The 22,079-nt window shown below is 66.8% G+C and carries 34 protein-coding genes; all 34 read right to left on the reverse strand.

Annotated features, from left to right (window positions below; all coding sequences use genetic code 11):
* Positions 1-50 precede the first annotated feature (50 nt).
* A complete protein-coding gene (locus ACIRO3_RS04290; protein ID WP_361779681.1) occupies positions 51-1,679 on the reverse strand; it encodes an ATP-binding cassette domain-containing protein in 1,629 nt (542 codons plus the stop codon).
* Positions 1,680-1,735: 56 nt separating this feature from the next.
* Positions 1,736-2,587 (reverse strand): tRNA pseudouridine(38-40) synthase TruA, encoded by an 852-nt coding sequence (truA, locus tag ACIRO3_RS04295; RefSeq protein ID WP_404132183.1) that lies wholly within the window; start codon positions 2,585-2,587, stop codon positions 1,736-1,738.
* 111 nt (positions 2,588-2,698) lie between these two features.
* Positions 2,699-3,163, reverse strand: coding sequence for a 50S ribosomal protein L17 (rplQ, locus tag ACIRO3_RS04300; protein ID WP_053682607.1), 465 nt, complete (start codon positions 3,161-3,163; stop codon positions 2,699-2,701).
* Positions 3,164-3,253: 90 nt separating this feature from the next.
* Entirely contained in the window at positions 3,254-4,276 is a 1,023-nt protein-coding gene (locus ACIRO3_RS04305; protein WP_008739666.1) for a DNA-directed RNA polymerase subunit alpha, read from the reverse strand.
* Between the two features lie 137 nt (positions 4,277-4,413).
* On the reverse strand, positions 4,414-4,818 hold the full coding sequence (gene rpsK, locus ACIRO3_RS04310) for a 30S ribosomal protein S11 (RefSeq protein WP_053682608.1): 405 nt from the start codon (positions 4,816-4,818) through the stop codon (positions 4,414-4,416).
* A 54-nt stretch (positions 4,819-4,872) separates the two neighbouring features.
* Entirely contained in the window at positions 4,873-5,253 is a 381-nt protein-coding gene (gene rpsM / locus ACIRO3_RS04315) for a 30S ribosomal protein S13 (protein ID WP_053682609.1), read from the reverse strand.
* A 199-nt stretch (positions 5,254-5,452) separates the two neighbouring features.
* Positions 5,453-5,566, reverse strand: a complete 114-nt coding sequence (rpmJ, locus tag ACIRO3_RS04320; protein WP_003956441.1) for a 50S ribosomal protein L36 — start codon at positions 5,564-5,566, stop codon at positions 5,453-5,455.
* Between the two features lie 73 nt (positions 5,567-5,639).
* Positions 5,640-5,861 (reverse strand): translation initiation factor IF-1, encoded by a 222-nt coding sequence (gene infA, locus ACIRO3_RS04325; RefSeq protein WP_003956442.1) that lies wholly within the window; start codon positions 5,859-5,861, stop codon positions 5,640-5,642.
* Positions 5,862-6,154: 293 nt separating this feature from the next.
* Positions 6,155-6,991 (reverse strand): type I methionyl aminopeptidase, encoded by an 837-nt coding sequence (map, locus tag ACIRO3_RS04330; RefSeq protein ID WP_365998808.1) that lies wholly within the window; start codon positions 6,989-6,991, stop codon positions 6,155-6,157.
* Between the two features lie 93 nt (positions 6,992-7,084).
* The gene (locus tag ACIRO3_RS04335; RefSeq protein ID WP_053682611.1) at positions 7,085-7,732 is read right to left on the reverse strand and encodes an adenylate kinase; all 648 of its coding nucleotides are present in this window, start codon (positions 7,730-7,732) and stop codon (positions 7,085-7,087) included.
* Positions 7,732-9,045, reverse strand: coding sequence for a preprotein translocase subunit SecY (gene secY / locus ACIRO3_RS04340; RefSeq protein WP_053682612.1), 1,314 nt, complete (start codon positions 9,043-9,045; stop codon positions 7,732-7,734). Before secY ends, ACIRO3_RS04335 begins: the two co-directional genes overlap by 1 nt.
* A 186-nt stretch (positions 9,046-9,231) precedes the next feature.
* Complete coding sequence (gene rplO, locus ACIRO3_RS04345) at positions 9,232-9,687, reverse strand: 50S ribosomal protein L15 (protein ID WP_053682613.1); 456 nt, start codon at positions 9,685-9,687, stop codon at positions 9,232-9,234.
* 1 nt (position 9,688) lies between these two features.
* Complete coding sequence (gene rpmD, locus ACIRO3_RS04350; RefSeq protein ID WP_053682614.1) at positions 9,689-9,871, reverse strand: 50S ribosomal protein L30; 183 nt, start codon at positions 9,869-9,871, stop codon at positions 9,689-9,691.
* Complete coding sequence (gene rpsE / locus ACIRO3_RS04355; RefSeq protein WP_053682615.1) at positions 9,871-10,473, reverse strand: 30S ribosomal protein S5; 603 nt, start codon at positions 10,471-10,473, stop codon at positions 9,871-9,873. Before rpsE ends, rpmD begins: the two co-directional genes overlap by 1 nt.
* 45 nt (positions 10,474-10,518) lie before the next feature.
* Positions 10,519-10,902, reverse strand: coding sequence for a 50S ribosomal protein L18 (gene rplR, locus ACIRO3_RS04360; protein ID WP_008739696.1), 384 nt, complete (start codon positions 10,900-10,902; stop codon positions 10,519-10,521).
* A 2-nt stretch (positions 10,903-10,904) separates the two neighbouring features.
* On the reverse strand, positions 10,905-11,444 hold the full coding sequence (gene rplF, locus ACIRO3_RS04365; RefSeq protein WP_361779695.1) for a 50S ribosomal protein L6: 540 nt from the start codon (positions 11,442-11,444) through the stop codon (positions 10,905-10,907).
* Between the two features lie 20 nt (positions 11,445-11,464).
* The gene (gene rpsH / locus ACIRO3_RS04370) at positions 11,465-11,863 is read right to left on the reverse strand and encodes a 30S ribosomal protein S8 (RefSeq protein WP_007265911.1); all 399 of its coding nucleotides are present in this window, start codon (positions 11,861-11,863) and stop codon (positions 11,465-11,467) included.
* 223 nt (positions 11,864-12,086) lie between these two features.
* Positions 12,087-12,272 (reverse strand): type Z 30S ribosomal protein S14, encoded by a 186-nt coding sequence (locus ACIRO3_RS04375; RefSeq protein WP_003956452.1) that lies wholly within the window; start codon positions 12,270-12,272, stop codon positions 12,087-12,089.
* A 5-nt stretch (positions 12,273-12,277) separates the two neighbouring features.
* On the reverse strand, positions 12,278-12,829 hold the full coding sequence (gene rplE / locus ACIRO3_RS04380; RefSeq protein WP_030388859.1) for a 50S ribosomal protein L5: 552 nt from the start codon (positions 12,827-12,829) through the stop codon (positions 12,278-12,280).
* A complete protein-coding gene (rplX, locus tag ACIRO3_RS04385; RefSeq protein ID WP_053682617.1) occupies positions 12,829-13,152 on the reverse strand; it encodes a 50S ribosomal protein L24 in 324 nt (107 codons plus the stop codon). The genes rplE and rplX overlap by 1 nt, the downstream gene beginning before the upstream one ends.
* 2 nt (positions 13,153-13,154) lie before the next feature.
* A complete protein-coding gene (gene rplN / locus ACIRO3_RS04390; protein ID WP_053682618.1) occupies positions 13,155-13,523 on the reverse strand; it encodes a 50S ribosomal protein L14 in 369 nt (122 codons plus the stop codon).
* A 105-nt stretch (positions 13,524-13,628) separates the two neighbouring features.
* Positions 13,629-13,910: a 30S ribosomal protein S17 gene (gene rpsQ / locus ACIRO3_RS04395; RefSeq protein ID WP_053682619.1), complete on the reverse strand. Its 282-nt coding sequence runs from the start codon at positions 13,908-13,910 to the stop codon at positions 13,629-13,631.
* Complete coding sequence (gene rpmC, locus ACIRO3_RS04400; protein ID WP_008739703.1) at positions 13,910-14,134, reverse strand: 50S ribosomal protein L29; 225 nt, start codon at positions 14,132-14,134, stop codon at positions 13,910-13,912. Before rpmC ends, rpsQ begins: the two co-directional genes overlap by 1 nt.
* Complete coding sequence (rplP, locus tag ACIRO3_RS04405; RefSeq protein WP_030026326.1) at positions 14,134-14,553, reverse strand: 50S ribosomal protein L16; 420 nt, start codon at positions 14,551-14,553, stop codon at positions 14,134-14,136. The genes rpmC and rplP overlap by 1 nt, the downstream gene beginning before the upstream one ends.
* A 5-nt stretch (positions 14,554-14,558) precedes the next feature.
* Positions 14,559-15,398: a 30S ribosomal protein S3 gene (rpsC, locus tag ACIRO3_RS04410; RefSeq protein WP_053682620.1), complete on the reverse strand. Its 840-nt coding sequence runs from the start codon at positions 15,396-15,398 to the stop codon at positions 14,559-14,561.
* Positions 15,398-15,745: a 50S ribosomal protein L22 gene (rplV, locus tag ACIRO3_RS04415; protein ID WP_037792011.1), complete on the reverse strand. Its 348-nt coding sequence runs from the start codon at positions 15,743-15,745 to the stop codon at positions 15,398-15,400. The genes rpsC and rplV overlap by 1 nt, the downstream gene beginning before the upstream one ends.
* A gap of 43 nt (positions 15,746-15,788) precedes the next feature.
* The gene (rpsS, locus tag ACIRO3_RS04420; RefSeq protein WP_023539342.1) at positions 15,789-16,070 is read right to left on the reverse strand and encodes a 30S ribosomal protein S19; all 282 of its coding nucleotides are present in this window, start codon (positions 16,068-16,070) and stop codon (positions 15,789-15,791) included.
* Between the two features lie 12 nt (positions 16,071-16,082).
* A complete protein-coding gene (rplB, locus tag ACIRO3_RS04425; protein WP_008739715.1) occupies positions 16,083-16,919 on the reverse strand; it encodes a 50S ribosomal protein L2 in 837 nt (278 codons plus the stop codon).
* Positions 16,920-16,959: 40 nt separating this feature from the next.
* Positions 16,960-17,283: a 50S ribosomal protein L23 gene (gene rplW, locus ACIRO3_RS04430; protein WP_037792012.1), complete on the reverse strand. Its 324-nt coding sequence runs from the start codon at positions 17,281-17,283 to the stop codon at positions 16,960-16,962.
* A complete protein-coding gene (gene rplD, locus ACIRO3_RS04435) occupies positions 17,283-17,933 on the reverse strand; it encodes a 50S ribosomal protein L4 (protein ID WP_365998807.1) in 651 nt (216 codons plus the stop codon). Before rplD ends, rplW begins: the two co-directional genes overlap by 1 nt.
* 4 nt (positions 17,934-17,937) lie before the next feature.
* Positions 17,938-18,582 (reverse strand): 50S ribosomal protein L3, encoded by a 645-nt coding sequence (rplC, locus tag ACIRO3_RS04440; protein WP_053682621.1) that lies wholly within the window; start codon positions 18,580-18,582, stop codon positions 17,938-17,940.
* Between the two features lie 14 nt (positions 18,583-18,596).
* Positions 18,597-18,905: a 30S ribosomal protein S10 gene (gene rpsJ, locus ACIRO3_RS04445; RefSeq protein ID WP_003948644.1), complete on the reverse strand. Its 309-nt coding sequence runs from the start codon at positions 18,903-18,905 to the stop codon at positions 18,597-18,599.
* 461 nt (positions 18,906-19,366) lie between these two features.
* A complete protein-coding gene (locus ACIRO3_RS04450) occupies positions 19,367-20,563 on the reverse strand; it encodes a hypothetical protein (protein ID WP_404132201.1) in 1,197 nt (398 codons plus the stop codon).
* 255 nt (positions 20,564-20,818) lie between these two features.
* The gene (gene tuf, locus ACIRO3_RS04455) at positions 20,819-22,012 is read right to left on the reverse strand and encodes an elongation factor Tu (RefSeq protein ID WP_351915585.1); all 1,194 of its coding nucleotides are present in this window, start codon (positions 22,010-22,012) and stop codon (positions 20,819-20,821) included.
* Between the last annotated feature and the right edge of the window lie 67 nt (positions 22,013-22,079).

Raw genomic sequence — 22,079 nt, forward strand, 5'->3', positions numbered from 1 at the left:
GCTTCGGTCGGCTGCGCCGGACTCCGCCCGTCGAAACGCACCGCAGGGCCTCAGCGCTTCCGCTCGACCCGCCGCTCGTCCCACACCGGTTCCTGAGTCTCCCGCACAACACCGTCCGAACCGAAGACCAGATAGCGGTCAAATGTGCGCGCGAACCAGCGGTCGTGCGTGACGCACAGCACCGTGCCGTCGTACGACTCCAGGCCGTCCTGCAAGGCCTCCGCCGATTCCAGGTCGAGGTTGTCCGTCGGCTCGTCCAGCAGCAGCGCAGTGGTGCCGGCCAGTTCGAGCAGCAGGATCTGGAAACGCGCCTGCTGGCCGCCCGAGAGCTTCTCGAAGGGCTGGTCGGCCTGACGCTCCAGCTCGTAACGGCGCAGGGCGCCCATCGCCGCGCCGAGCGGCTTCGCCGCCTCCGTCCACAGGATGTCGACGAGGGTCCGCCCGAAGAGCTCGGGGTGCGCGTGGGTCTGCGCGAAGTGACCCGGCAGCACCCGCGCGCCCAGCTTCCAGGTACCCGTGTGCGTGACGTCCTCGCCCGCGAGCAGCCGCAGGAAGTGCGACTTCCCGGAGCCGTTCGAGCCGAGCACCGCGACCCGCTCGCCGTAGAAGACCTCCAGCGAGAAGGGCTTCATCAGCCCCGTGAGCTCCAGGTTCTCCACGGTCAGCGCGCGCACGCCCGTACGCCCGCCCTTGAGCCGCATCCGGATGTCCTGCTCGCGCGGCGGCTCCGGCGGCGGGCCCGCCTCCTCGAACTTCTGGAAGCGGGTCTGCATCGCCCGGTACCGCGAGGCCATGTCGGGGCTGGAGGCCGCCTGGTTGCGCAGCCGCAGCACCAGGGCCCGCAGCCGGGCGTGCTCCTCGTCCCAGCGGCGCTTGAGCTCCTCGAAGCGCGCGAAGCGCTCCTTGCGGGCCTCGTGGTACGTCCCGAAGCCCGCGCCGTGCACCCACACGTCGCTGCCCGTCGGACTCGCCTCCAGGCTGATGATCTTCTGAGCGGCCTGGGTGAGCAGTTCCCGGTCGTGGGAGACGAACAGCACCGTCTTGCGGGTCGTCTTGAGCTGCTCCTCCAGCCAGCGCTTGCCCGGGACGTCCAGGTAGTTGTCCGGCTCGTCGAGCAGCAGCACCTCGTCCGGCCCGCGCAGCAGCGCCTCCAGCACCAGCCGCTTCTGCTCACCGCCCGACAGCGTGCGCACCTCGCGGAACTGCGCGCTGTCGTACGGGATCGCCAGCGCCGCCATGGTGCAGACGTCCCACAGGGTCTCCGCCTCGTAGCCCTGTACGTCGGCCCAGTCGCTGAGCGCCTGCGCGTACGCCATCTGCGCGGCCTCGTCGTCCACCGTGAGAATCAGCTGCTCGGCCCGGTCCACGGCCTTCGCGGCCTCCCGCAGCCGCGGCTGCGCCACCGACACCAGCAGGTCGCGCACGGTCGTCTCGTCCCGGACGGAGCCCACGAACTGCGACATCACGCCGAGCCCGCCGCTGACGGTGACCCCGCCGCCGTGCGGCTGGAGGTCGCCGGAGATCAACTTGAGGAGAGTGGTCTTGCCGGCGCCGTTCGCCCCCACCAGGGACACCACCGAGCCCTCCCCCACACGGAAGGAGACGTCGGGGAGCAGGACCCGCCCGTCGGGAAGGTAGTACTCCAGGTGGCTGACTTCGAGATGTCCCATGCCGCGCATTCTCCAGGCCGGCGCTCGTCCACCCAAACCGATTCCGTCCCGGATCGGCTCCCGGATCAGCAGCAGCCGGCCCCGGGGAGGGTGCGCAGGTTCCGCGCCTCCTTGCTGCGGGCGGCCAGCAGCTCGTCGGCCGGGTAGCCGACCTCCTCCAGGGTGAGTCCGTGCGGCTTCACCACGTGCACCGAGGAGTCCCGTACGCCCGCGGCCAGCACCGTGCCCGGCCAGTCGGTCGGCCGGTGGCCGTCGCCGACGTGCAGCAGGGCCCCCACCAGCGAGCGGACCATGTTGTGGCAGAAGGCGTCGGCGCGCACGGTCGCGGTCACGATCCCGTCCGCGCCCCGCTCCCAGCCGAGCTGCTGGAGCGTACGGATGGTCGTGGCCCCCTCGCGCTTCTTGCAGTACGCGGCGAAGTCGTGCTCTCCGAGCAGCGCGGCGGAGGCCTCGTTCATGGCGTCCACGTCCAGCGGCCACTGGTGCCACAGCACGTGCCCGCGGCGCAGCGGGTCCACGCCGGCCTGGTGGTCGCCGACGCGGTAGGCGTAGCGGCGCCAGATCGCCGAGAACCGCGCGTTGAAGCCCTCGGGGGCCTCGGCGGCCCGCCACACCCGGACGTCGTGCGGCAGCCTCCCCGCGAGCCTGCGCAGCAGCTTGTCGTGGTGCTCGGCCCACACCTCCTCGGCCAGGTCGAACTGCGCGACCTGCCCGCGGGCGTGCACCCCGGCGTCCGTACGCCCGGCCACGGTCAGTTCGACGGGCTCGGACAGCCGCATCACGGTCTTCAGGGCCGATTCCAGCTCGCCCTGCACGGTCCGCAGCACGCGCTGCTTCGCCCAGCCGGAGAAGTCCTTGCCGTCGTACGACAGGTCCAGCCGCACCCGGACGTGCCCGGGCTCCACCTCGTCACTCACGTGAGCGATCCTCTCAGAAACACGGATACCACCGGGGCAACGCAGAACGGGCCCGCCCCGGAAAGGGGCGGGCCCGTTCAGAGCCGTTCAAGCAGACGCGATCCCGGAGGATCAGGCCTCCTTGGTCTCCTCGGCGGCCGGGGCCTCGGCGGCCTCGGCTTCCTTGACGGCGCGCTTGGTGGCGGCCTCGGCCTCACCGGTGGCCTGCTGGGCGACCGTCAGGGCCTCGACCAGCTCGATGACGGCCATCGGGGCGTTGTCGCCACGACGGTTGCCGACCTTGGTGATGCGCGTGTAACCACCGGGGCGGTTCTCGTAGCGCGGGGCGATCTCGGTGAACAGCGTGTGCACGATGCTCTTGTCCGTGATCGTCTGCAGCACCAGGCGACGGTTGTGGATGTCGCCCTTCTTGGCCTTGGTGACCAGACGCTCGGCGTAGGGACGCAGGCGACGGGCCTTGGCCTCGGTGGTGGTGATGCGGCCGTGCTCGAAGAGCGCCTTCGCGAGGTTCGCGAGGAGGTGCTTCTCGTGCGCGGCGCTGCCGCCCAGACGGGCACCCTTTGCGGGACGCGGCATGGTCTTACTCCTTCATATCTGCACCGGCCGTGTCAGGTACCGGTGTCAGTTCCCCCGGGGCGGACGCCCCGGGAAAGTTCACGATGGTGCTCAGTACTGCTCGGTCTCGACGAAACCGGCGTCCGCGTCGTCGTCGGCGCCGAAGGCGTCGGCGGCGGCGGTCGGGTCGAATCCGGGCGGGCTGTCCTTGAGGGCCAGGCCCATGCCGGCCAGCTTCGCCTTGACCTCGTCGATCGACTTCGCACCGAAGTTGCGGATGTCGAGCAGGTCGGCCTCGGAGCGGGCGACGAGCTCGCCCACGGAGTGGATGCCCTCGCGCTTGAGGCAGTTGTAGGAGCGGACCGTGAGCTCCAGCTCCTCGATCGGCAGCGCCAGATCGGCGGCCAGGGCCGCGTCCGTCGGCGAGGGGCCCATGTCGATGCCCTCGGCGTCGATGTTGAGCTCGCGGGCCAGACCGAACAGCTCGACCAGGGTCTTGCCGGCGGACGCCATGGCGTCACGCGGGCGCATGGCCTGCTTGGTCTCGACGTCGACGATCAGCTTGTCGAAGTCGGTGCGCTGCTCGACTCGGGTCGCCTCGACCTTGTAGGTGACCTTGAGGACCGGGCTGTAGATGGAGTCGATCGGGATGCGACCGATCTCCTGGCCCAGCTGCTTGTTCTGGACGGCGGAGACGTAGCCGCGACCGCGCTCGACGGTCAGCTCCATCTCCAGCTTGCCCTTGCCGTTGAGCGTGGCGAGGACGAGGTCCGGGTTGTGCACCTCGACACCGGCCGGGGGCGCGATGTCGGCAGCGGTGACCAGGCCGGGACCCTGCTTGCGCAGGTACATCACGACCGGCTCGTCGTGCTCCGAGGAGACGACCAGCTGCTTGATGTTGAGGATGATGTCGGTGACGTCTTCCTTGACGCCCGGCACGGTGGTGAACTCGTGCAGGACGCCGTCCACGCGGATGCTGGTGACAGCGGCACCCGGGATGGAGGACAGGAGCGTGCGGCGCAGGGAGTTGCCGAGGGTGTAACCGAAGCCCGGCTCCAGCGGCTCGATCACGAACCGCGAGCGGTACTCGTCGACGACCTCTTCGGTCAGCGACGGACGCTGAGCGATAAGCATGTGTGTTCCTTCAGTCGTGGACGCCCACTATTTGACGTCCGACGGGCACTACGTACAGCAAGGGTACGGGCGGCACGTCCCCCGCGAGGGGTTCGTACCGCCCGGACACTCAAAGACGCACAGGTGCGTCCGTCGCGTCAGACGCGGCGGCGCTTCGGCGGGCGGCAGCCGTTGTGCGGGGTGGGGGTGACGTCCTGGATCGAGCCGACCTCGAGGCCGGTGGCCTGGAGGGAGCGGATCGCGGTCTCGCGGCCGGAGCCCGGACCCTTGACGAAGACGTCAACCTTGCGCATGCCGTGCTCCTGCGCGCGGCGGGCGGCCGACTCGGCGGCCATCTGCGCGGCGAAGGGGGTGGACTTGCGCGAGCCCTTGAAGCCGACGTGGCCGGCGGAGGCCCAGGAGATCACGTTGCCCGAGGGGTCCGTGATCGAGACGATGGTGTTGTTGAACGTGCTCTTGATGTGGGCGTGCCCATGAGCGATGTTCTTCTTTTCCTTGCGGCGCACCTTCTTGGCAGCGCCCTGACGACCCTTGGGGGGCATCTAAATCTCCTACGGGAGGTGGTCGGTCCTACAGCGCAAGACCGCTGAACAGGACTACTTCTTGCCCGGCTTCTTCTTACCGGCGATCGCGCGACGCGGACCCTTGCGGGTACGGGCGTTCGTGCTGGTGCGCTGACCGTGCACCGGGAGGCCACGACGGTGGCGAACACCCTGGTAGCACTGGATCTCGACCTTGCGGCGGATGTCGGCCTGGATCTCGCGGCGGAGGTCACCCTCGGTGCGGAGGTTGGCGTCCACGTACTCGCGGATCTTGACCAGGTCCTCTTCGGCCAGGTCACGAACGCGGGTGTCGGGGTTCACACCGGTGGCCGCAAGGATTTCCTTGGACCGGGTGCGACCGACACCGAAGACGTAGGTGAGTGCGATCTCCACGCGCTTTTCGCGCGGGATGTCGACACCGGAAACGCGTGCCATTCAATGGCTCCTGTGTGTTCGGGGGTCTTCAGCAGAATCGACCCCGACCGCCGACCACACCTGATGGGTGGTGGTACGTCCGGGTCCCCGGCCCCCGCCGGAGGTGCCGCCGGCCCTGGTCAGGGCTGGGCGGATTCTGCGTATGTACGTTTTCTTACGTCGCGCGAAGAACTGCGGAGTGCAGGTCGGTCGGCGTGCGTCAGCCCTGGCGCTGCTTGTGGCGCAGGTTGTCGCAGATGACCATGACCCGACCGTGACGGCGGATCACCTTGCACTTGTCGCAGATCTTCTTGACGCTCGGCTTGACCTTCATTGGGTGAGGTTCTCCGGGTCAGTGCCACCACCCGCGCCGGGACAAGACGCCCAGACGGGAGTGAAGACAAGATCTACTTGTATCGGTAGACGATCCGGCCACGCGTCAGGTCGTACGGAGAGAGCTCCACGACAACCCGGTCATCAGGGAGGATGCGGATGTAGTGCATGCGCATCTTGCCGCTGATGTGCGCGAGGACCTTGTGACCGTTCTGGAGTTCCACCTTGAACATCGCGTTCGGGAGGGACTCGATCACGGTGCCCTCGATTTCGATGGCACCTTGCTTCTTGGCCACGCTTCGCCTTTCGAATCGGCTACCTTGATCGGCGCTCGCGCCCATGCAGGCATGGAGGTGCACGAGAGCCGACGCATCAGTCTACGTCAGGGCTTCCGGAAAGACGAATCCGGAAAGTTTGCCCCACATTGTAGATCATTAACCGAGCGGGTCCGGGGCCGTGGTGACCCCGGCCCCTCTTCCCACCCCGCGCTCGCGGGCTCGGCGCCGGCGCGCCTCACATGCTTCGCACGGCTGCGCCGGACTCCGTCCGTCGAGCGCACGACCGCGGCGCCGAGCCCGTACGCCCGCGGTCAGCCCAGCGGGTCCGGGGCCGTGGTGACCCCGTACTCCGCCAGCTTCGCCTTGCCGCAGTCGGGGCTGGTCAGCACGATCGGACCCGCCTCGGTCAGGGCGATGGAGTGTTCCCAGTGGGAGGACCAGGTGCCGTCGGTCGTGATGACCGTCCAGTCGTCCGCCAGCACCTCCGTCTGGGGGGTGCCCAGGGAGACCATCGGCTCGATCGCCAGGCAGATGCCCGGAACGAGCTTGATCCCCTTGCCCCGCTTGCGCGAGACGTAGTTCAACAGGTGGGGGTCCATGTGCATCTCGGACCCGATGCCGTGGCCGCCGTAGTCCTCGATGATCCCGTACTTGCCGGTCGCGGGACGCGGCTGGCGACGGATGTAGCCCTCGATCGCCTTGGAGATGTCCACGAGGCGGTTGCCGAGCTTCATGGCGGCGATGCCGGCCCACATGGACTCCTCGGTCACCCGCGAGAGCTCCAGGAGCTCAGGCGCGTGCCCAGTGCCCACGAAGGCGGTGTACGCGGCGTCTCCGTGCCAGCCGTCCACGATGGCGCCCGCGTCGATCGAGATCACGTCGCCGTCCTTGAGGACGGTCTTGTCGTCCGGGATGCCGTGGACGACGACCTCGTTGACCGAGGTGCAGATCGTCGCCGGGAATCCGCCGTAGCCGAGGAAGTTCGACTTCGCTCCGGCGTCGGCGATCACCTTGCGGGCCACCATGTCCAGATCACGCGTCGTGGCGCCCGGCACGGCCGCCTCACGGGTCGCCGCGTGGATCGCCGCGACGACCAGCCCGGCCTCCCGCATCTTGGCGATCTGCTCGGGCGTCTTGAGCTGCACCATGGACGTGCCTTCCACCTTCTGAATCGGGACTTCTCAACAGTACGGCCGCGGCGCCCTGAGGACACCGCGGCCGTACCTGCACAGCAGGGGGTACTACTTCTTCAGGGCTTCCATCGCGCGCTTCGTGACGTCCGCGACCTCACCGAGGGCCGGGATGGTCACGAGCAGGCCCTGGGCCTTGTAGTAGTCGATGATCGGCTCGGTCTGCGTGTGGTAGACCTCCAGCCGGTTGCGGACCGTGGCCTCCGAGTCGTCACCGCGCTGGTACAGCTCGCCACCGCAGGTGTCGCAGACGCCCTCGGCCTTCGCCGGGGCGTAGGTGACGTGGAAGACGTGCGCCGAGTCGTTCCGGCAGATCCGACGACCGGCGATGCGCTTGACGACCTCGTCCTCCTCGACCTCCAGGTCGAGGACGGCGTCCAGCTTCATGCCGGCGGTCCGCAGCATCTCGTCCAGCGCGACGGCCTGCGAGACGTTCCGCGGGAAACCGTCGAGCAGGAAGCCGTTCGCGGCGTCCGCCTGCTCCATCCGGTCCTTCGCCATGCCGATCGTGATCTCGTCGGGGACGAGGTCACCGGCGTCCATGAACGCCTTGGCGCGCCGGCCGAGCTCCGTGTTCTGGCTGATGTTGGCGCGGAACAGGTCGCCCGTGGAGATGTGCGGGATCGACAGGTTCTTGGCAAGGAACGCGGCCTGCGTTCCCTTGCCCGCACCGGGGGGTCCGACGAGGACGATTCGCATCAGCGGAGGAACCCTTCGTAATTACGCTGCTGGAGCTGGCTCTCGATCTGCTTCACGGTTTCCAGACCGACACCCACGATGATCAGGATGCTCGTCCCGCCGAACGGGAAGTTCTGGTTCGCTCCGAAGCCCGCCAACGCCATCGTCGGCACGAGAGCAATGAGACCCAGGTACAGCGACCCCGGCCAGGTGATCCGGTTGAGTACGTAGCTGAGGTACTCGGCGGTGGGTCGGCCGGCGCGGATGCCCGGGATGAACCCACCATACTTCTTCATGTTGTCGGCAACTTCCTCGGGGTTGAACGAGATCGCCACGTAGAAGAACGCGAAGAAGACGATCAGGAGGAAGTAGACGGCGATGTAGTACGGGTGGTCGCCCTTGACGAAGTGCTTCTGGATCCAGGTGGCCCAGCCGGCGGTGGAACCGCTGAACTGGACGATCAGGGCCGGGATGTACAGCAGCGACGAGGCGAAGATGACCGGGATGACACCGGCCTGGTTCACCTTGAGCGGGATGTACGTCGAGGTGCCGCCGTAAGCGCGGCGACCGATCATGCGCTTCGCGTACTGGACCGGGATGCGGCGCTGCGCCTGCTCGACGAAGACCACGAGGGCCACCATCGCGAGCCCGACCAGGATGACGACGCCGAACTCGACCCAACCGTCGGCGATCTTGCCCTGGAGCTTGATCTGCCAGAGGGCGCCGATGAAGCCGGCGGCGATCGAGATGAACATGAGGATCGACATGCCGTTGCCGATGCCGCGGTCGGTGATCAGCTCACCGAGCCACATGACGACGCAGGTACCGGCGGTCATGGTGATGACCATGACGACCATGGTGAAGATCGAGTGGTCCGGGACGATCTGACTGCGGAGCTGGCAGGACCCGAAGAGGGCGCCGCTCTTCGCGGTGGCGACGAGGCCGGTGCCCTGGAGGATCGCGAGCGCGACCGTCAGATAGCGCGTGTACTGAGTGATCTTCGCCGTGCCGGACTGACCCTCTTTTTTGAGGTTCTCCAGCTTCGGGATGACCACGGTCAGCAGCTGCAGGATGATGCTCGCCGTGATGTACGGCATGATGCCGAGCGCGAAGATCGTGATCTGCAACAGCGCGCCACCACTGAACATGTTGACGAGACCGAACAGGCTGTTGCCGCTCCCGGCCTGGTCCACACAGAACTGAACGTTCTTGTAGTTCACGCCGGGCACCGGGATGTGGGACCCGAGGCGGAACAACACGATGATGGCGAGCGTGAAGAACAGCTTCTTGCGCAGGTCGGGCGTCTTGAACGCCCGGGCGAACGCGGTGAGCACGGTGCCTCCTGCGACCCCCGCGCTACTGCGTCAGAGGTGACGGTCTGAGGGATCGACGATTACGTACAAGCAAAGGTGCAGGCCACCTTACCGGCGACATGGCCCTCCGTGGAACGACCAACCGGGGATGCCCCATATGTGAGGCATCCCCGGTCGGGTTTCAGCTATTAATCACTGAGTTTCGTCTTAGACGAGCTCGGTGACCGTGCCACCAGCGGCGGCAATCTTCTCCTTGGCGGAGCCGGAAACGGCGTCAACCGAGACCTGCAGCGCAACGGAGATCTCGCCCTGGCCCAGGACCTTGACGAGGCTGTTCTTGCGAACCGCGCCCTTGGCGACCAGGTCGGCCACCGTGACCTCTCCACCCTCGGGGTAGAGAGCGCCGAGCTTGTCCAGGTTGACGACCTGGAACTCGGTGCGGAACGGGTTCTTGAAGCCCTTGAGCTTCGGCAGACGCATGTGGAGGGGCATCTGCCCACCCTCGAAGCGCTGCGGGATCTGGTAACGGGCCTTCTGGCCCTTCGTACCACGACCGGCCGTCTTACCCTTCGACGCCTCACCACGACCGACACGGGTCTTCGCGGTCTTGGCGCCGGGGGCGGGACGGAGGTTGTGGGCCTTCAGCGGGCTGTTCTCAGCCATGTTAGTCAACCTCCTCAACCGTCACGAGGTGGCGGACGGTCTGCACCATTCCGCGGAACTCGGGGCGGTCCTCCTTGACGACCACGTCGTTCAGGCGCTTGAGCCCGAGCGAACGCAGAGTGTCGCGGTGGTTCTGCTTGCTGCCGATGTACGACTTCGTCTGCGTGATCTTGAGGCGAGCCATTACGCACCCGCCCCGGCACGTGCACGAAGCAGAGCCGCGGGGGCGACGTCCTCGAGGGGCAGACCACGGCGAGCCGCGATCTCCTCGGGACGCTGCAGGCCCTTGAGGGCCGCCACGGTCGCGTGCACGATGTTGATCGCGTTGGAAGAGCCGAGCGACTTCGACAGGATGTCGTGAACGCCGGCGCACTCCAGAACGGCGCGCACCGGGCCACCGGCGATAACACCGGTACCGGGGGAAGCCGGCTTCAGGAGCACGACGCCCGCGGCACGCTCGCCCGTGATCGGGTGAGGGATGGTGCCCTGGATGCGCGGAACCTTGAAGAAGTTCTTCTTGGCTTCCTCGACACCCTTGGCGATGGCCGCGGGAACTTCCTTGGCCTTGCCGTAACCGACACCTACAGTGCCGTCACCGTCGCCCACCACGACCAGCGCGGTGAAGCTGAAGCGGCGACCACCCTTGACAACCTTGGCGACGCGGTTGATCGCGACAACGCGCTCAACGTAAGCGGTCTTCTCGGCGGCAGGGCCACCGTCGCGACCCTTCCGGTCCCGCCGCTCGCCGCCACCGGCACCGCTTCCGCGGCGCTGGGGTCCAGCCATTGGATTACCTCTCTCTGTTACGTCCGTGAGTCCCGGAACCGGGGCTTAGAACTTCAGCCCGGCTTCGCGGGCGGCGTCAGCCAGAGCGGCAATGCGCCCGGCGTATCGGTTGCCACCGCGGTCGAAGACAACGGTCTCGACTCCGGCAGCCTTCGCACGCTCGGCCACGAGCGCGCCGACGGCCTGGGCCTGGGCGCTCTTGTCGCCTTCGCCACCGCGGATCGAGGTGTCCAGGGTCGACGCGGACGCCAGGGTGTGACCCTGGAGGTCGTCGATGACCTGAGCAACGATGTTGCGGTTGGAACGCGTCACGACGAGGCGCGGACGCTCCGCCGTACCCGACACGTTCTTGCGAATGCGGATGTGGCGGCGAGCCTTGGCAGCGCGCTTGTACGCGTCGCCCTTGGCGATCTTCACACCGTATGCCATGGCTACTTACCAGCCTTTCCGACCTTGCGGCGGATGACTTCGCCGGCGTACTTGACACCCTTGGCCTTGTACGGGTCGGGCTTCCGCAGCTTGCGGATGTTGGCGGCGACCTCGCCGACCTTCTGCTTGTCGATGCCCTCGACCGTGAACTTGGTGGGCGACTCGACCTTGAAGGAGATGCCCTCGGGCGCCTCGATCAGGATCGGGTGGCTGTAGCCAAGCTGGAACTCCAGGTCGGAGCCCTTCGCGGCGACGCGGTAACCGACACCGCTGATTTCGAGAGCCTTGACGTATCCCGTGGTCACACCGGTGATCATGTTCGCCACCAGCGTGCGGGACAGGCCGTGCAGGGCCTTGTTCTGACGCTCGTCGTTGGGGCGGATGACGTTCAGAACGCCGTCCTCACCCTGGGCGACGGCGATGGGCGCAGCGACGGTGTGCGAGAGGGAACCCTTGGGGCCCTTCACCGCGACCGTGCGGCCATCGATGGTGACGTCCACACCGGCGGGAACCTGGATGGGGAGCTTGCCGATTCGCGACATTGCTTTTCCTCCGTTCCCGACTACCAGACGTAGGCGAGGACTTCCCCACCTACGCCCTTCTTGCCTGCCTGCTGGCCGGTGAGGAGACCGTGGGACGTGGAGATGATCGCCACGCCCAGGCCGCCAAGCACCTTCGGCAGGTTGGTGGACTTCGCGTACACGCGCAGACCGGGCTTCGAGATCCGCTTGATGCCCGCGATGGAGCGCTCACGGTTCGGCCCGAACTTCAGCTCGAGGACGAGGTTCTTGCCGACCTCGGCGTCCTCGACCTTCCAGCCGGTGATGAAACCCTCTTGCTTGAGGATCTCTGCGATGTGCGACTTGATCTTGCTGTGCGGCATCACGACGGTGTCGTGGTACGCCGAGTTAGCGTTACGCAGACGCGTGAGCATGTCTGCGATCGGGTCAGTCATGGTCATGAAGTGGCCTTCGGCCTCTCTCGCCGGGGTTTCCTGTATGCGCCATCCCTCTCCCCACTCAGTGGCGGGACGGGTGCGGTGCGGGGACCTACGGCGTAGTAAGTCGTTATGGGCGGCAGACGCCCAACCACACAAGCCTAAGGCATGCGCGGCCGGGCACCTGCCGTCCAGATGCTTACCGAGAGTCTCTGGTTCTCTCCAAGTCCCTAAGGACAGGAGGGAATTACCAGGAGCTCTTGGTCACGCCCGGCAGCTCGCCACGGTGAGCCATCTCACGAAGGCAGACGCGGCACAGGCCGAACTTGCGGTACACGGAGTGAGGGCGACCGCAGCGCTGGCAGCGGGTGTACGCACGCACACCGAACTTGGGCTTGCGGGCAGCCTTCGCGATGAGAGCCTTCTTCGCCATCTCGCTTACGCCTCCTTGAAGGGGAAGCCGAGGTGACGAAGGAGGGCACGGCCCTCGTCGTCGTTGGTCGCCGTGGTGACCACGGTGATGTCCATACCCCGGGTACGGTCGATCTTGTCCTGGTCGATCTCGTGGAACATGACCTGCTCCGTGAGACCGAAGGTGTAGTTGCCACGGCCGTCGAACTGCTTCGGCGACAGACCACGGAAGTCACGGATACGCGGAAGCGCGAGCGACAGCGTACGGTCCAGGAACTCCCACATGCGGTCACCACGGAGGGTGACGTGGCAGCCGATCGGCTGACCCTCGCGCAGCTTGAACTGCGCGATGGACTTCCGGGCCTTCGTGACGGCCGGCTTCTGACCGGTGATCGTCGTCAGGTCCTTGATGGCGCCGTCGATCAGCTTGGAGTCGCGGGCGGCGTCGCCCACACCCATGTTGACCACGATCTTCACGAGGCCGGGAATCTGCATGACGTTCTCGTAGGAGAACTCCTCACGCAGCTTGCCCGCGATGTCCTCGCGGTACTTCGTCTTGAGACGCGGAGTGGTAGCCATCAGATGTCCTCACCCGTCCGCTTGGCAACGCGGATCTTGTTGCCCTCGTCGTCGAAGCGGTATCCGACGCGGGTGACGACCTTCTGGCCGTCCTTCTCCACAACCAGCTGAACGTTGCTGACGTGGATCGGCGCCTCGGTGATCACGATGCCACCGGTCTGCGAACCACCAGCGGTCTGACCGGCCTTGGTGTGCTTCTTGACCCGGTTGACACCCTCGACGAGGACGCGGTTCTCAGTAGGGATGGCCGTGATGACCTTGCCCTGCTTGCCCTTGTCCTTACCGGTGATGACCTGAACCAGGTCGCCCTTCTTGATCTTCATGCTTACAGCACCTCCGGCGCGAGCGAGATGATCTTCATGAACTTCTTCTCGCGCAGCTCACGGCCCACCGGGCCGAAGATACGGGTGCCACGAGGGTCGCCGTCGTTCTTGAGAATGACAGCGGCGTTCTCGTCGAAACGGATGTACGAGCCGTCCTGGCGGCGGCGCTCCTTGACGGTGCGAACGATGACAGCCTTGACGACGTCACCCTTCTTCACGTTGCCGCCGGGGATCGCGTCCTTGACGGTGGCGACGATGACGTCACCGACGCCCGCGTAGCGGCGACCCGAGCCACCGAGAACACGGATGCAAAGGATCTCCTTGGCACCAGTGTTGTCGGCGACACGCAGTCGCGACTCCTGCTGGATCACGTCTATCTCCTGATTGTCTGCCGGTTCCCGGCGGGGGCTTCACTCCGAGGAGCGCGGCCCCCACCGAGCCTGGCGGAACGAACCTGAGGGAAACCCCTCAGGTACTTACTTGGCCTTCTCGAGGATCTCGACGATGCGCCAGCGCTTGCTCGCCGACAGCGGACGCGTCTCCATGATGAGGACGCGGTCGCCGACGCCGGCAGCGTTCTGCTCGTCGTGAGCCTTGAGCTTGTTCGTACGGCGGATGACCTTGCCGTACAGGGCGTGCTTCACGCGGTCCTCGACGGCGACGACGACAGTCTTGTCCATCTTGTCGCTGACGACGAGGCCCTCACGGGTCTTGCGGAAGCCGCGGTCCTGGGTCTCAGTCACATTCTTCTCGCTCATCAGGCGCTCTCCACCGTCTCGATGCCGAGCTCGCGCTCGTGCATCAGGGTGTAGATCCGGGCGATGTCCTTACGGACGGACTTGAGCCGGCCGTTGTTCTCCAGCTGGCCCGTGGCCGCCTGGAAGCGCAGCTTGAACAGCTCTTCCTTGGCCTCGCGCAGCTTGCCAACGAGCTCCTCGTTGCCGAGCTCACGCAGCTCGGACGCCTTGGTTCCCGTCGCCATCACGACTCACCTGCCTCGCGCCGAACAATCCGGCACTTCATCGGAAGCTTGTGAGCAGCGCGGGTGAGCGCCTCACGAGCAATCTTCTCGTTCGGGTAGGACAGCTCGAACATGACCCGACCCGGGTGCACGTTCGCGATCCACCACTCGGGAGAACCCTTACCGGAACCCATGCGGGTCTCGGCGGGCTTCTTCGTGAGCGGACGGTCCGGGTAGATGTTGATCCAGACCTTGCCGCCACGCTTGATGTGACGGGTCATCGCAATACGAGCCGCCTCGATCTGGCGGTTCGTCACGTAGGCGGGGGTGAGCGCCTGGATGCCGTACTCGCCGAACGAGACCTCAGTACCGCCCTTGGCCATACCGCGGCGCTTGGGGTGGTGCTGCTTGCGGTGCTTGACCCTACGAGGGATCAGCATGTCGGTCAGGCCTCCGTTCCGGTGCTCTCAGCCGGAGCGGCGGCGGGAGCGTCGGCCTTGGGGGCCTCGGCACCAGCAGCCTGCTGCGGCTTGCGGCCGCCACGGCCGCCACGCTCGCCACCACGACCACCGCGGCCACCGGCCGGGCGGTCGTTCGCGCCACCACGAGCCGGGCGGTTGCCCGCACGGGCCGCGGCGTTCTCGGCGCGAACCTCGGCGATGTTCTTGACGTCGCCCTTGTAGATCCAGACCTTCACACCGATACGGCCGAAGGTGGTCTTGGCCTCGAAGAAGCCGTAGTCCACGTTCGCGCGCAGCGTGTGCAGCGGCACACGACCCTCGCGGTAGAACTCGGAGCGGGACATCTCGGCGCCGCCGAGGCGACCGCCGCACTGGATCTTGATGCCCTTGGCGCCGGCCTTCATCGTGCCCTGCATGCTCTTACGCATGGCGCGACGGAAGGAGACGCGGGAGGAGAGCTGCTCGGCAACGGCCTGGGCAACCAGCTGAGCGTCAAGCTCGGGGTTCTTGACCTCGAGGATGTTCAGCTGGACCTGCTTGCCCGTGAGCTTCTCGAGGTCACCGCGGATGCGGTCGGCCTCGGCGCCACGGCGGCCGATGACGATGCCCGGACGAGCGGTGTGGATGTCCACACGCACGCGGTCACGGGTGCGCTCGATCTCAACCTTCGAGATGCCGGCGCGCTCCATGCCGGACGTCATCATCCTGCGGATGGCGACGTCTTCCTTGACGTAGTCCTTGTACAGCTTGTCGGCGTACCAACGCGACTTGAAGTCGGTGGTGATGCCGAGCCGGAACCCGTGCGGGTTTACCTTCTGGCCCATTACCGGGAACCTTCCTTGCTGCTGACGACCACGGTGATGTGGCTGGTCCGCTTGCGGATCCGGTAGGCACGGCCCTGCGCACGCGGACGGAACCGCTTCAGGGTCGGGCCCTCGTCCACGAACGCCTCGCTGATGACCAGCGTGGAGGCGTCCGGGTGGTTGTAGTTGTGTGCGGCATTGGCAATGGCGCTGTCCAGCACCTTGCCAACCGGCACGCTCGCGGCCTGCGGGGCGAAACGCAGGACCGCCTGAGCCTCCGTGGCATCCATGCCACGGATAAGGTCCACCACTCGGCGGGCCTTCATGGGCGTGACGCGGATGTACCGCGCCTGGGCCCTGGCTTCCATGGTTGTCCCTTCGGTGTAAGTCATAGTCATAACCACCCCGCCTTTAGCGGCGCTTCGACTTCCGGTCGTCCTTGACGTGGCCGCGGAAGGTGCGAGTCGGCGAGAACTCGCCGAGCTTGTGGCCGACCATCGACTCGGTGACGAACACCGGGACGTGGATCTTGCCGTTGTGCACCGCGATGGTGTGACCCAGCATTGCCGGGATGATCATCGAGCGACGGGACCAGGTCTTGATGACGTTCTTGGTACCGGCTTCGTTCTGTACGTCCACCTTCTTGATGAGGTGTCCGTCGACGAAGGGTCCCTTCTTGAGACTGCGCGGCATCTAAACCCGCTCCTAGCGCTTCTTGTTCGTCTTGCGGCGGCGGACGATGTACTTGCTCGAAGCCTTCTTCGGCGAGCGAGTACGACCCTCCTTCTGACCCCACGGGGAGACCGGGTGGCGACCACCACTGGTCTTACCCTCACCACCACCGTGCGGGTGGTCGACCGGGTTCATCGCGACACCGCGGACGGAGGGGCGAACGCCCTTCCAGCGCATGCGGCCGGCCTTGCCCCAGTTGATGTTCGACTGCTCGGCGTTGCCGACCTCACCGACGGTGGCGCGGCAGCGCGCGTCGACCAGGCGGATTTCTCCGGACGGCATACGAAGGTGGGCCATCGTGCCCTCCTTCGCCAGCAGCTGCACGGACGCACCGGCGGAGCGGGCGAACTTCGCACCGCCACCGGGACGCAGCTCGATCGCGTGGATCGTCGTACCAACCGGGATGTTGCGCAGCGCCAGGTTGTTGCCGGGCTTGATGTCGGCCGTCGGGCCGTTCTCAATCCGGTCACCCTGCTTCAGGGCCTTCGGCGCGATGATGTAGCGCTTCTCGCCGTCGGCGTAGTGCAGCAGCGCGATACGCGCGGTGCGGTTGGGGTCGTACTCGATGTGCGCGACCTTCGCCGGCACGCCGTCCTTGTCGTGACGACGGAAGTCGATCACACGGTAGGCGCGCTTGTGGCCGCCACCCTGGTGACGAACAGTGATCCGACCGGTGTTGTTACGGCCGCCCTTGCTGTGCAGCGGGCGAACCAGCGACTTCTCCGGCGTGGACCGCGTGATCTCGACAAAGTCGGCGACGCTGGAGCCACGACGGCCCGGGGTCGTCGGCTTGTACTTGCGGATACCCATTTCTCAGTCCTCGTCCGATTCCGGACGACTCAGGACTCCGTTAGGAGGCCTGGCCGCCGAAGATGTCGATTCGGTCGCCCTCAGCGAGGGTCACGATGGCGCGCTTGGTGTTCGCGCGCTTGCCGAAACCGGTCTTGGTGCGCTTGCGCTTACCCTGACGGTTGATCGTGTTGACCCCGGTGACCTTGACCGAGAAGACCGCCTCGACGGCCTGCTTGATCTGGGTCTTGTTGGCGCCAGGCGCGACGATGAACGTGTACTTGTTCTCGTCCAGCAGCGCGTAGCTCTTCTCCGAGACAACCGGCTTGATCAGCAGGTCGCGCGGGTCAGTGAAGGTCTTGCTGGTAACGGTCGCCTCAGACATCAGGCGTCGCTCCCTTCGGTCTCATCGGCCTTGGGGCCAGACACGAAGGACTCGAAAGCGGCCTGGGTGAAGACCACGTCGTCAGAGACGATCACGTCGTACGTGTTCAGCTGGCCCGGCTCCAGGATGTGAACCTGGGGCAGGTTGCGGGCGGACAGCCACGCGGCCTCGTCGGCGCGGTCGACGACCAGGAGCAGGTTCTTGCGCTCCGAGATCTTGCCGAACAGCGTCTTGGCGGCCTTCGTGGAGGCGGCACCCTCGACCACGTCGGTGACGACGTGGATGCGGGAGTGACGCGCGCGGTCCGAGAGGGCACCGCGGAGGGCGGCGACCTTCATCTTCTTCGGGGTCCGCTGCGAGTAGTCACGCGGCTGCGGGCCGTGGACGACGCCACCGCCGACGAACTGCGGAGCGCGGGTCGAACCCTGGCGGGCGCGGCCGGTGCCCTTCTGGCGGTACGGCTTGCGGCCACCACCACGGACTTCGCCACGACGCTTGGTCTTGTGCGTGCCCTGACGGGCAGCAGCCAGCTGAGCGACAACGACCTGGTGGATCAGCGGAACGCTGGTCTTCGCGTCGAAGATCTCCGCGGGGAGCTCGACGGTACCGGCCTTGTCGCCTGCCGGCGAAAGGATGTCAATGGTGCTCATTACCTCAAGCCCCCTTGGCCGCGGTACGGACCAGGACGAGGCCGCCGTTCGGACCGGGGACCGCGCCCTTGATGAGGAGCAGACCCTTCTCCGCGTCAACCGCGTGGATGGTCAGGTTCTGGGTGGTGACGCGCTCGTTGCCCATACGACCGGCCATGCGCATGCCCTTGAAGACACGCCCAGGGGTGGCGCAGCCACCGATCGAACCGGGGGAGCGGTGCTTGCGCTGGACACCGTGACCGGCGCCGAGGCCCTTGAAGTTGTGACGCTTCATGACACCGGCGAAGCCCTTGCCCTTGCTGTTGCCCGTGACGTCGACCTTGACGCCCGACTCGAACACAGCGGCGGTGATCTCCTGGCCGAGCGTGTACTCGCCGGCGTCGGAGGTGCGGAGCTCCACCAGGTGGCGGCGGGGGGTCACGTCGGCCTTGGCGAAGTGGCCCTTGAGGGGCTTGTTCACCTTGCGAGGGTCGATCTCGCCGAAGGCGATCTGGACCGACTCGTAGCCGTCGATGTCGTTCTTACGGACCTGGGTAACGACGCAGGGTCCGGCCTTGACCACGGTCACCGGGACGACACGGTTGTTCTCGTCCCAGACCTGGGTCATGCCGAGCTTCTCGCCCAGGACGCCCTTGATCTGCTTTGCCATCTTCTCGACGCCTCTCAGAGCTTGATCTCGATGTCAACGCCGGCCGGAAGGTCCAGGCGCATCAGCGAGTCAACGGTCTTGGGGGTCGGGTCGAGGATGTCGATCAGGCGCTTGTGCGTGCGCATCTCGAAGTGCTCGCGCGAGTCCTTGTACTTGTGCGGCGACTTGATGACGCAGTACACGTTCTTCTCAGTGGGCAGCGGCACCGGGCCCGCGACCGACGCACCAGTGCGCGTCACCGTCTCGACGATCTTCTTCGCCGACGAATCGATGACCTCGTGGTCGTAGGCCTTGAGCCGGATGCGGATCTTCTGTCCCGCCATGGCTACTCCGTAGTCCTGTCTGTTGTGGAAACGCTCTGGCTCCCGGGCGGCTGTGGATCTCTCCACCGCTTCCCTCCGACCCACGCGGTCGGGCGTGTCGCACACCCTCCACAGAAAATTCCCATACGGAAATTCCCTCGTCCAAGGGGGTACGGTCCCAAGACCGCGCTTCGGGGGAGAAACACCCACCGGGTGCCTGGTCCGCACCGTGCTGACACTTCCCAGAAGATTCCCGTACGTCCGCCCCCATTGCTGCCCCGAGGGGCAGGTAAGGGCGACGAGTACTGTGGGACTCGCTTCCGGTCCTCCCGGCGGGAGGCGCGCAGCATCGGCACTCAACCGAGCAACTTGAGTAGTCTGCCATACAAGACACGTACTGCGCCAATCGGGCGCAGAAGAATACCCCTCCGCGCAGACACGTCAAACCGTGCCGGCGCGACGGGGCCCGTCAGGGCCGCTGGTCAGGAGCGGGAGAGCGTCCGGCACTCCGCCGAGGTCCGGTCGTCGAGGTCCTTGCTGCGGTCGTACGGATCCATCGGCTTCGCCGAGGGCTGGTCGCCCCGTACCGCGTCGTGGTCGAACTGCGGGTGCATGTATCCGTCGAAGATCCCGCAGCTGTCGTTGCCGAACTCCTCCCGGTGCTCGCCGTACTGGAGGGTCCCGGGGGTCACCACGAACCTGGCCGGGTCGTTCACGTACAGGCTCATCTGCCGGCGCACGATCGTGCGTTCCACCTGGTCCGAGCCGGGCGCGGCCTTCACCAGCGGGTAGACGAAGGTGTAGTCGGCGCGCACCCGCACCTCGCCGTCCGTCGCGCCGGCCTCGAAGCTCATCCGGCCGCGGACCTTGACGACCTCGCCGACCGGCCGGACCTCGGCCGGGTCGAAGCGGCTGAACAGCCAGGTCGGGTCGGCGTCCTTGGACGGCTTGTCCAGGGCCCCCGCGAAGACCGAGCGGCCCCCTTCCTCCTGGAGGGGCTCCAAGAGCTTCAGGGCGACCTCGGGGCGCTCTCCGCGCAGCGTCGCGGGGTCGATGTTCGAGGCGACCAGGAGCTGTTTGGTCAGGGTGAGCGCCTGGGCCACCCGCTCCTTCGACAGGCCGCCGACGGCCTTCGCCTCCGGCACCTCGATCGCGTTCGCCCCTTCGGCCCACTGGAACGCCGGGGAGCCGCGGAAGGGTTCCCTGAGCGTGGGCCGGTCCGGGTCGGCCGACGGAGCCGCCGTGGGACGTACGGACTCGGCGGGGAGCGGCTGCGCGGCCTGCGCCGTGGCCCGCTCGGAGTCCTCCCCGGTCAGCCGGTCGATGAGCAGCTCCGGCCGTACGACGACCAGGGCCAGGGCGGCGATGAACACGATGCCCGCGCCCGCCTTGAGCCGCCGGTTCCCCGTCCGGGCCCCGTCCCTCCCCTGCCACGCGGGCCCGGTCCGCCACCCCTGCGGCTCGGCGGCCCGACGGGCCGCCCGGGCCCGTCGCCCGCGCCATCCCCGCTCCGCGGCGGCCCGCTCCTCGTCCTCCCGACGCAGCCGCTCGGTCACCATCCGCGCCCGCGCGGACGGCTCGTTCGGCGCGACTCCCCCGCCGCCCCCGACCTCCCGCGCGAACCGCTCCCACGCCTCGTCGGACACGCCCGATCCGGCGCCGTCGTCGTTGCTGCCCATGTCCCGCCCCCGTAAAGATCCAACGCATGCGGTGCGGATCCTTACACACCCCCGCCCGGCCTCCGGCAGGAGCCCCGCGTACGGCGATCGGGCCGCCCCGGACGAGGGGGCACGCGCGGTTCCGCGCACCACACGAGGCGACACGGTGGGCGCCAACGACGAAGGGCCCCCTCCTCGACGCCGAAGCGTCGGGGAGGGGGCCCCTCTGTCAAACGTGGTGCCCGCTCTCGCGAGCCACCAGGTCAGACCGCGAAATTACTTCGTGATCTTGGTGACCTGGCCGGCGCCGACCGTACGACCACCCTCACGGATGGCGAACTTCAGGCCCTCTTCCATCGCGACAGGCTGGATGAGGTTGACCGTCATGTCGGTGTTGTCACCGGGCATGACCATCTCGGTGCCCTCGGGAAGGGTCACGACGCCCGTTACGTCCGTGGTACGGAAGTAGAACTGCGGGCGGTAGTTGTTGAAGAACGGGGTGTGACGGCCACCCTCGTCCTTCGACAGGATGTACGCGGCGGCCTCGAACTCGGTGTGCGGCGTGACCGAACCGGGCTTGATGATGACCTGGCCGCGCTCGACGTCCTCGCGCTTGATGCCACGGAGGAGCAGACCGACGTTCTCGCCCGCCTGGCCCTCGTCGAGCAGCTTGCGGAACATCTCGATGCCGGTGACCGTGGTGGTGGTCTTCTCCTGCTTGATGCCGATGATGTCAACGGTCTCGTTGACCTTCAGGACACCACGCTCGATGCGACCGGTGACGACGGTGCCACGACCGGTGATCGTGAAGACGTCCTCGACGGGCATCAGGAACGGCTTCTCGGTGTCACGCGGAGGGGTCGGGATGGCCTCGTCGACCGCGGCCATCAGGCCGAGAAGCTTCTCGCCCCACTCCTTGTCGCCCTCAAGAGCCTTGAGCGCGGAGACCTGAACGACCGGAAGGTCGTCGCCCGGGAAGTCGTACTCGGAGAGCAGCTCACGGACCTCGAGCTCGACGAGCTCCAGGATCTCCTCGTCGTCCACCATGTCGGCCTTGTTCAGGGCGACAACGATGTAGGGAACGCCGACCTGGCGGGCCAGGAGCACGTGCTCCTTGGTCTGCGGCATCGGGCCGTCGGTGGCCGCAACCACGAGGATCGCGCCGTCCATCTGCGCGGCACCCGTGATCATGTTCTTGATGTAGTCCGCGTGACCGGGGCAGTCGACGTGGGCGTAGTGACGCGCCTCGGTCTGGTACTCGACGTGCGCGATGGAGATGGTGATACCGCGCTGGCGCTCCTCAGGAGCCTTGTCGATCTGGTCGAAGGCCGAGGCCTCGTTCAGGTCCGGGTACGCGTCATGCAGCACCTTGGTAATGGCGGCCGTGAGGGTCGTCTTACCGTGGTCAATGTGACCGATGGTGCCGATGTTGACGTGCGGCTTAGTCCGCTCGAACTTCGCCTTCGCCACGGGGGTCCTCCTGGAGAGTGGTTCTGTACGCCTTACAGATCGGCGCCAGGTGATCTTTGCTGGATAG

It is taken from the genome of Streptomyces sp. NPDC102278 (genome assembly GCF_044766345.1).
In the GTDB taxonomy this organism is placed as follows: Bacteria; Actinomycetota; Actinomycetes; order Streptomycetales; family Streptomycetaceae; genus Streptomyces.

Coding starts and splice junctions, on each gene's coding strand:
- ACIRO3_RS04290 (WP_361779681.1), bottom strand. CDS start 1,679: ATGCGCGGCATGGGACATCTCGAAGTCAGCCACCTGGAGTACTACCTT.
- rplQ (WP_053682607.1), bottom strand. CDS start 3,163: ATGCCGCGTCCCGCAAAGGGTGCCCGTCTGGGCGGCAGCGCCGCGCAC.
- ACIRO3_RS04305 (WP_008739666.1), bottom strand. CDS start 4,276: ATGCTTATCGCTCAGCGTCCGTCGCTGACCGAAGAGGTCGTCGACGAG.
- rpsK (WP_053682608.1), bottom strand. CDS start 4,818: ATGCCCCCCAAGGGTCGTCAGGGCGCTGCCAAGAAGGTGCGCCGCAAG.
- rpsM (WP_053682609.1), bottom strand. CDS start 5,253: ATGGCACGCGTTTCCGGTGTCGACATCCCGCGCGAAAAGCGCGTGGAG.
- rpmJ (WP_003956441.1), bottom strand. CDS start 5,566: ATGAAGGTCAAGCCGAGCGTCAAGAAGATCTGCGACAAGTGCAAGGTG.
- map (WP_365998808.1), bottom strand. CDS start 6,991: ATGGTGCAGCTCAAGACGCCCGAGCAGATCGCCAAGATGCGGGAGGCC.
- ACIRO3_RS04335 (WP_053682611.1), bottom strand. CDS start 7,732: ATGCGAATCGTCCTCGTCGGACCCCCCGGTGCGGGCAAGGGAACGCAG.
- rplO (WP_053682613.1), bottom strand. CDS start 9,687: ATGGCTGAGAACAGCCCGCTGAAGGCCCACAACCTCCGTCCCGCCCCC.
- rpmD (WP_053682614.1), bottom strand. CDS start 9,871: ATGGCTCGCCTCAAGATCACGCAGACGAAGTCGTACATCGGCAGCAAG.
- rpsE (WP_053682615.1), bottom strand. CDS start 10,473: ATGGCTGGACCCCAGCGCCGCGGAAGCGGTGCCGGTGGCGGCGAGCGG.
- rplR (WP_008739696.1), bottom strand. CDS start 10,902: ATGGCATACGGTGTGAAGATCGCCAAGGGCGACGCGTACAAGCGCGCT.
- rplF (WP_361779695.1), bottom strand. CDS start 11,444: ATGTCGCGAATCGGCAAGCTCCCCATCCAGGTTCCCGCCGGTGTGGAC.
- rpsH (WP_007265911.1), bottom strand. CDS start 11,863: ATGACCATGACTGACCCGATCGCAGACATGCTCACGCGTCTGCGTAAC.
- ACIRO3_RS04375 (WP_003956452.1), bottom strand. CDS start 12,272: ATGGCGAAGAAGGCTCTCATCGCGAAGGCTGCCCGCAAGCCCAAGTTC.
- rplE (WP_030388859.1), bottom strand. CDS start 12,829: ATGGCTACCACTCCGCGTCTCAAGACGAAGTACCGCGAGGACATCGCG.
- rplX (WP_053682617.1), bottom strand. CDS start 13,152: ATGAAGATCAAGAAGGGCGACCTGGTTCAGGTCATCACCGGTAAGGAC.
- rpsQ (WP_053682619.1), bottom strand. CDS start 13,910: ATGAGCGAGAAGAATGTGACTGAGACCCAGGACCGCGGCTTCCGCAAG.
- rpmC (WP_008739703.1), bottom strand. CDS start 14,134: ATGGCGACGGGAACCAAGGCGTCCGAGCTGCGTGAGCTCGGCAACGAG.
- rplP (WP_030026326.1), bottom strand. CDS start 14,553: ATGCTGATCCCTCGTAGGGTCAAGCACCGCAAGCAGCACCACCCCAAG.
- rpsC (WP_053682620.1), bottom strand. CDS start 15,398: ATGGGCCAGAAGGTAAACCCGCACGGGTTCCGGCTCGGCATCACCACC.
- rplV (WP_037792011.1), bottom strand. CDS start 15,745: ATGGAAGCCAGGGCCCAGGCGCGGTACATCCGCGTCACGCCCATGAAG.
- rpsS (WP_023539342.1), bottom strand. CDS start 16,070: ATGCCGCGCAGTCTCAAGAAGGGACCCTTCGTCGACGGACACCTCATC.
- rplB (WP_008739715.1), bottom strand. CDS start 16,919: ATGGGTATCCGCAAGTACAAGCCGACGACCCCGGGCCGTCGTGGCTCC.
- rplW (WP_037792012.1), bottom strand. CDS start 17,283: ATGTCTGAGGCGACCGTTACCAGCAAGACCTTCACTGACCCGCGCGAC.
- rplD (WP_365998807.1), bottom strand. CDS start 17,933: ATGAGCACCATTGACATCCTTTCGCCGGCAGGCGACAAGGCCGGTACC.
- rplC (WP_053682621.1), bottom strand. CDS start 18,582: ATGGCAAAGCAGATCAAGGGCGTCCTGGGCGAGAAGCTCGGCATGACC.
- rpsJ (WP_003948644.1), bottom strand. CDS start 18,905: ATGGCGGGACAGAAGATCCGCATCCGGCTCAAGGCCTACGACCACGAG.
- ACIRO3_RS04450 (WP_404132201.1), bottom strand. CDS start 20,563: ATGGGCAGCAACGACGACGGCGCCGGATCGGGCGTGTCCGACGAGGCG.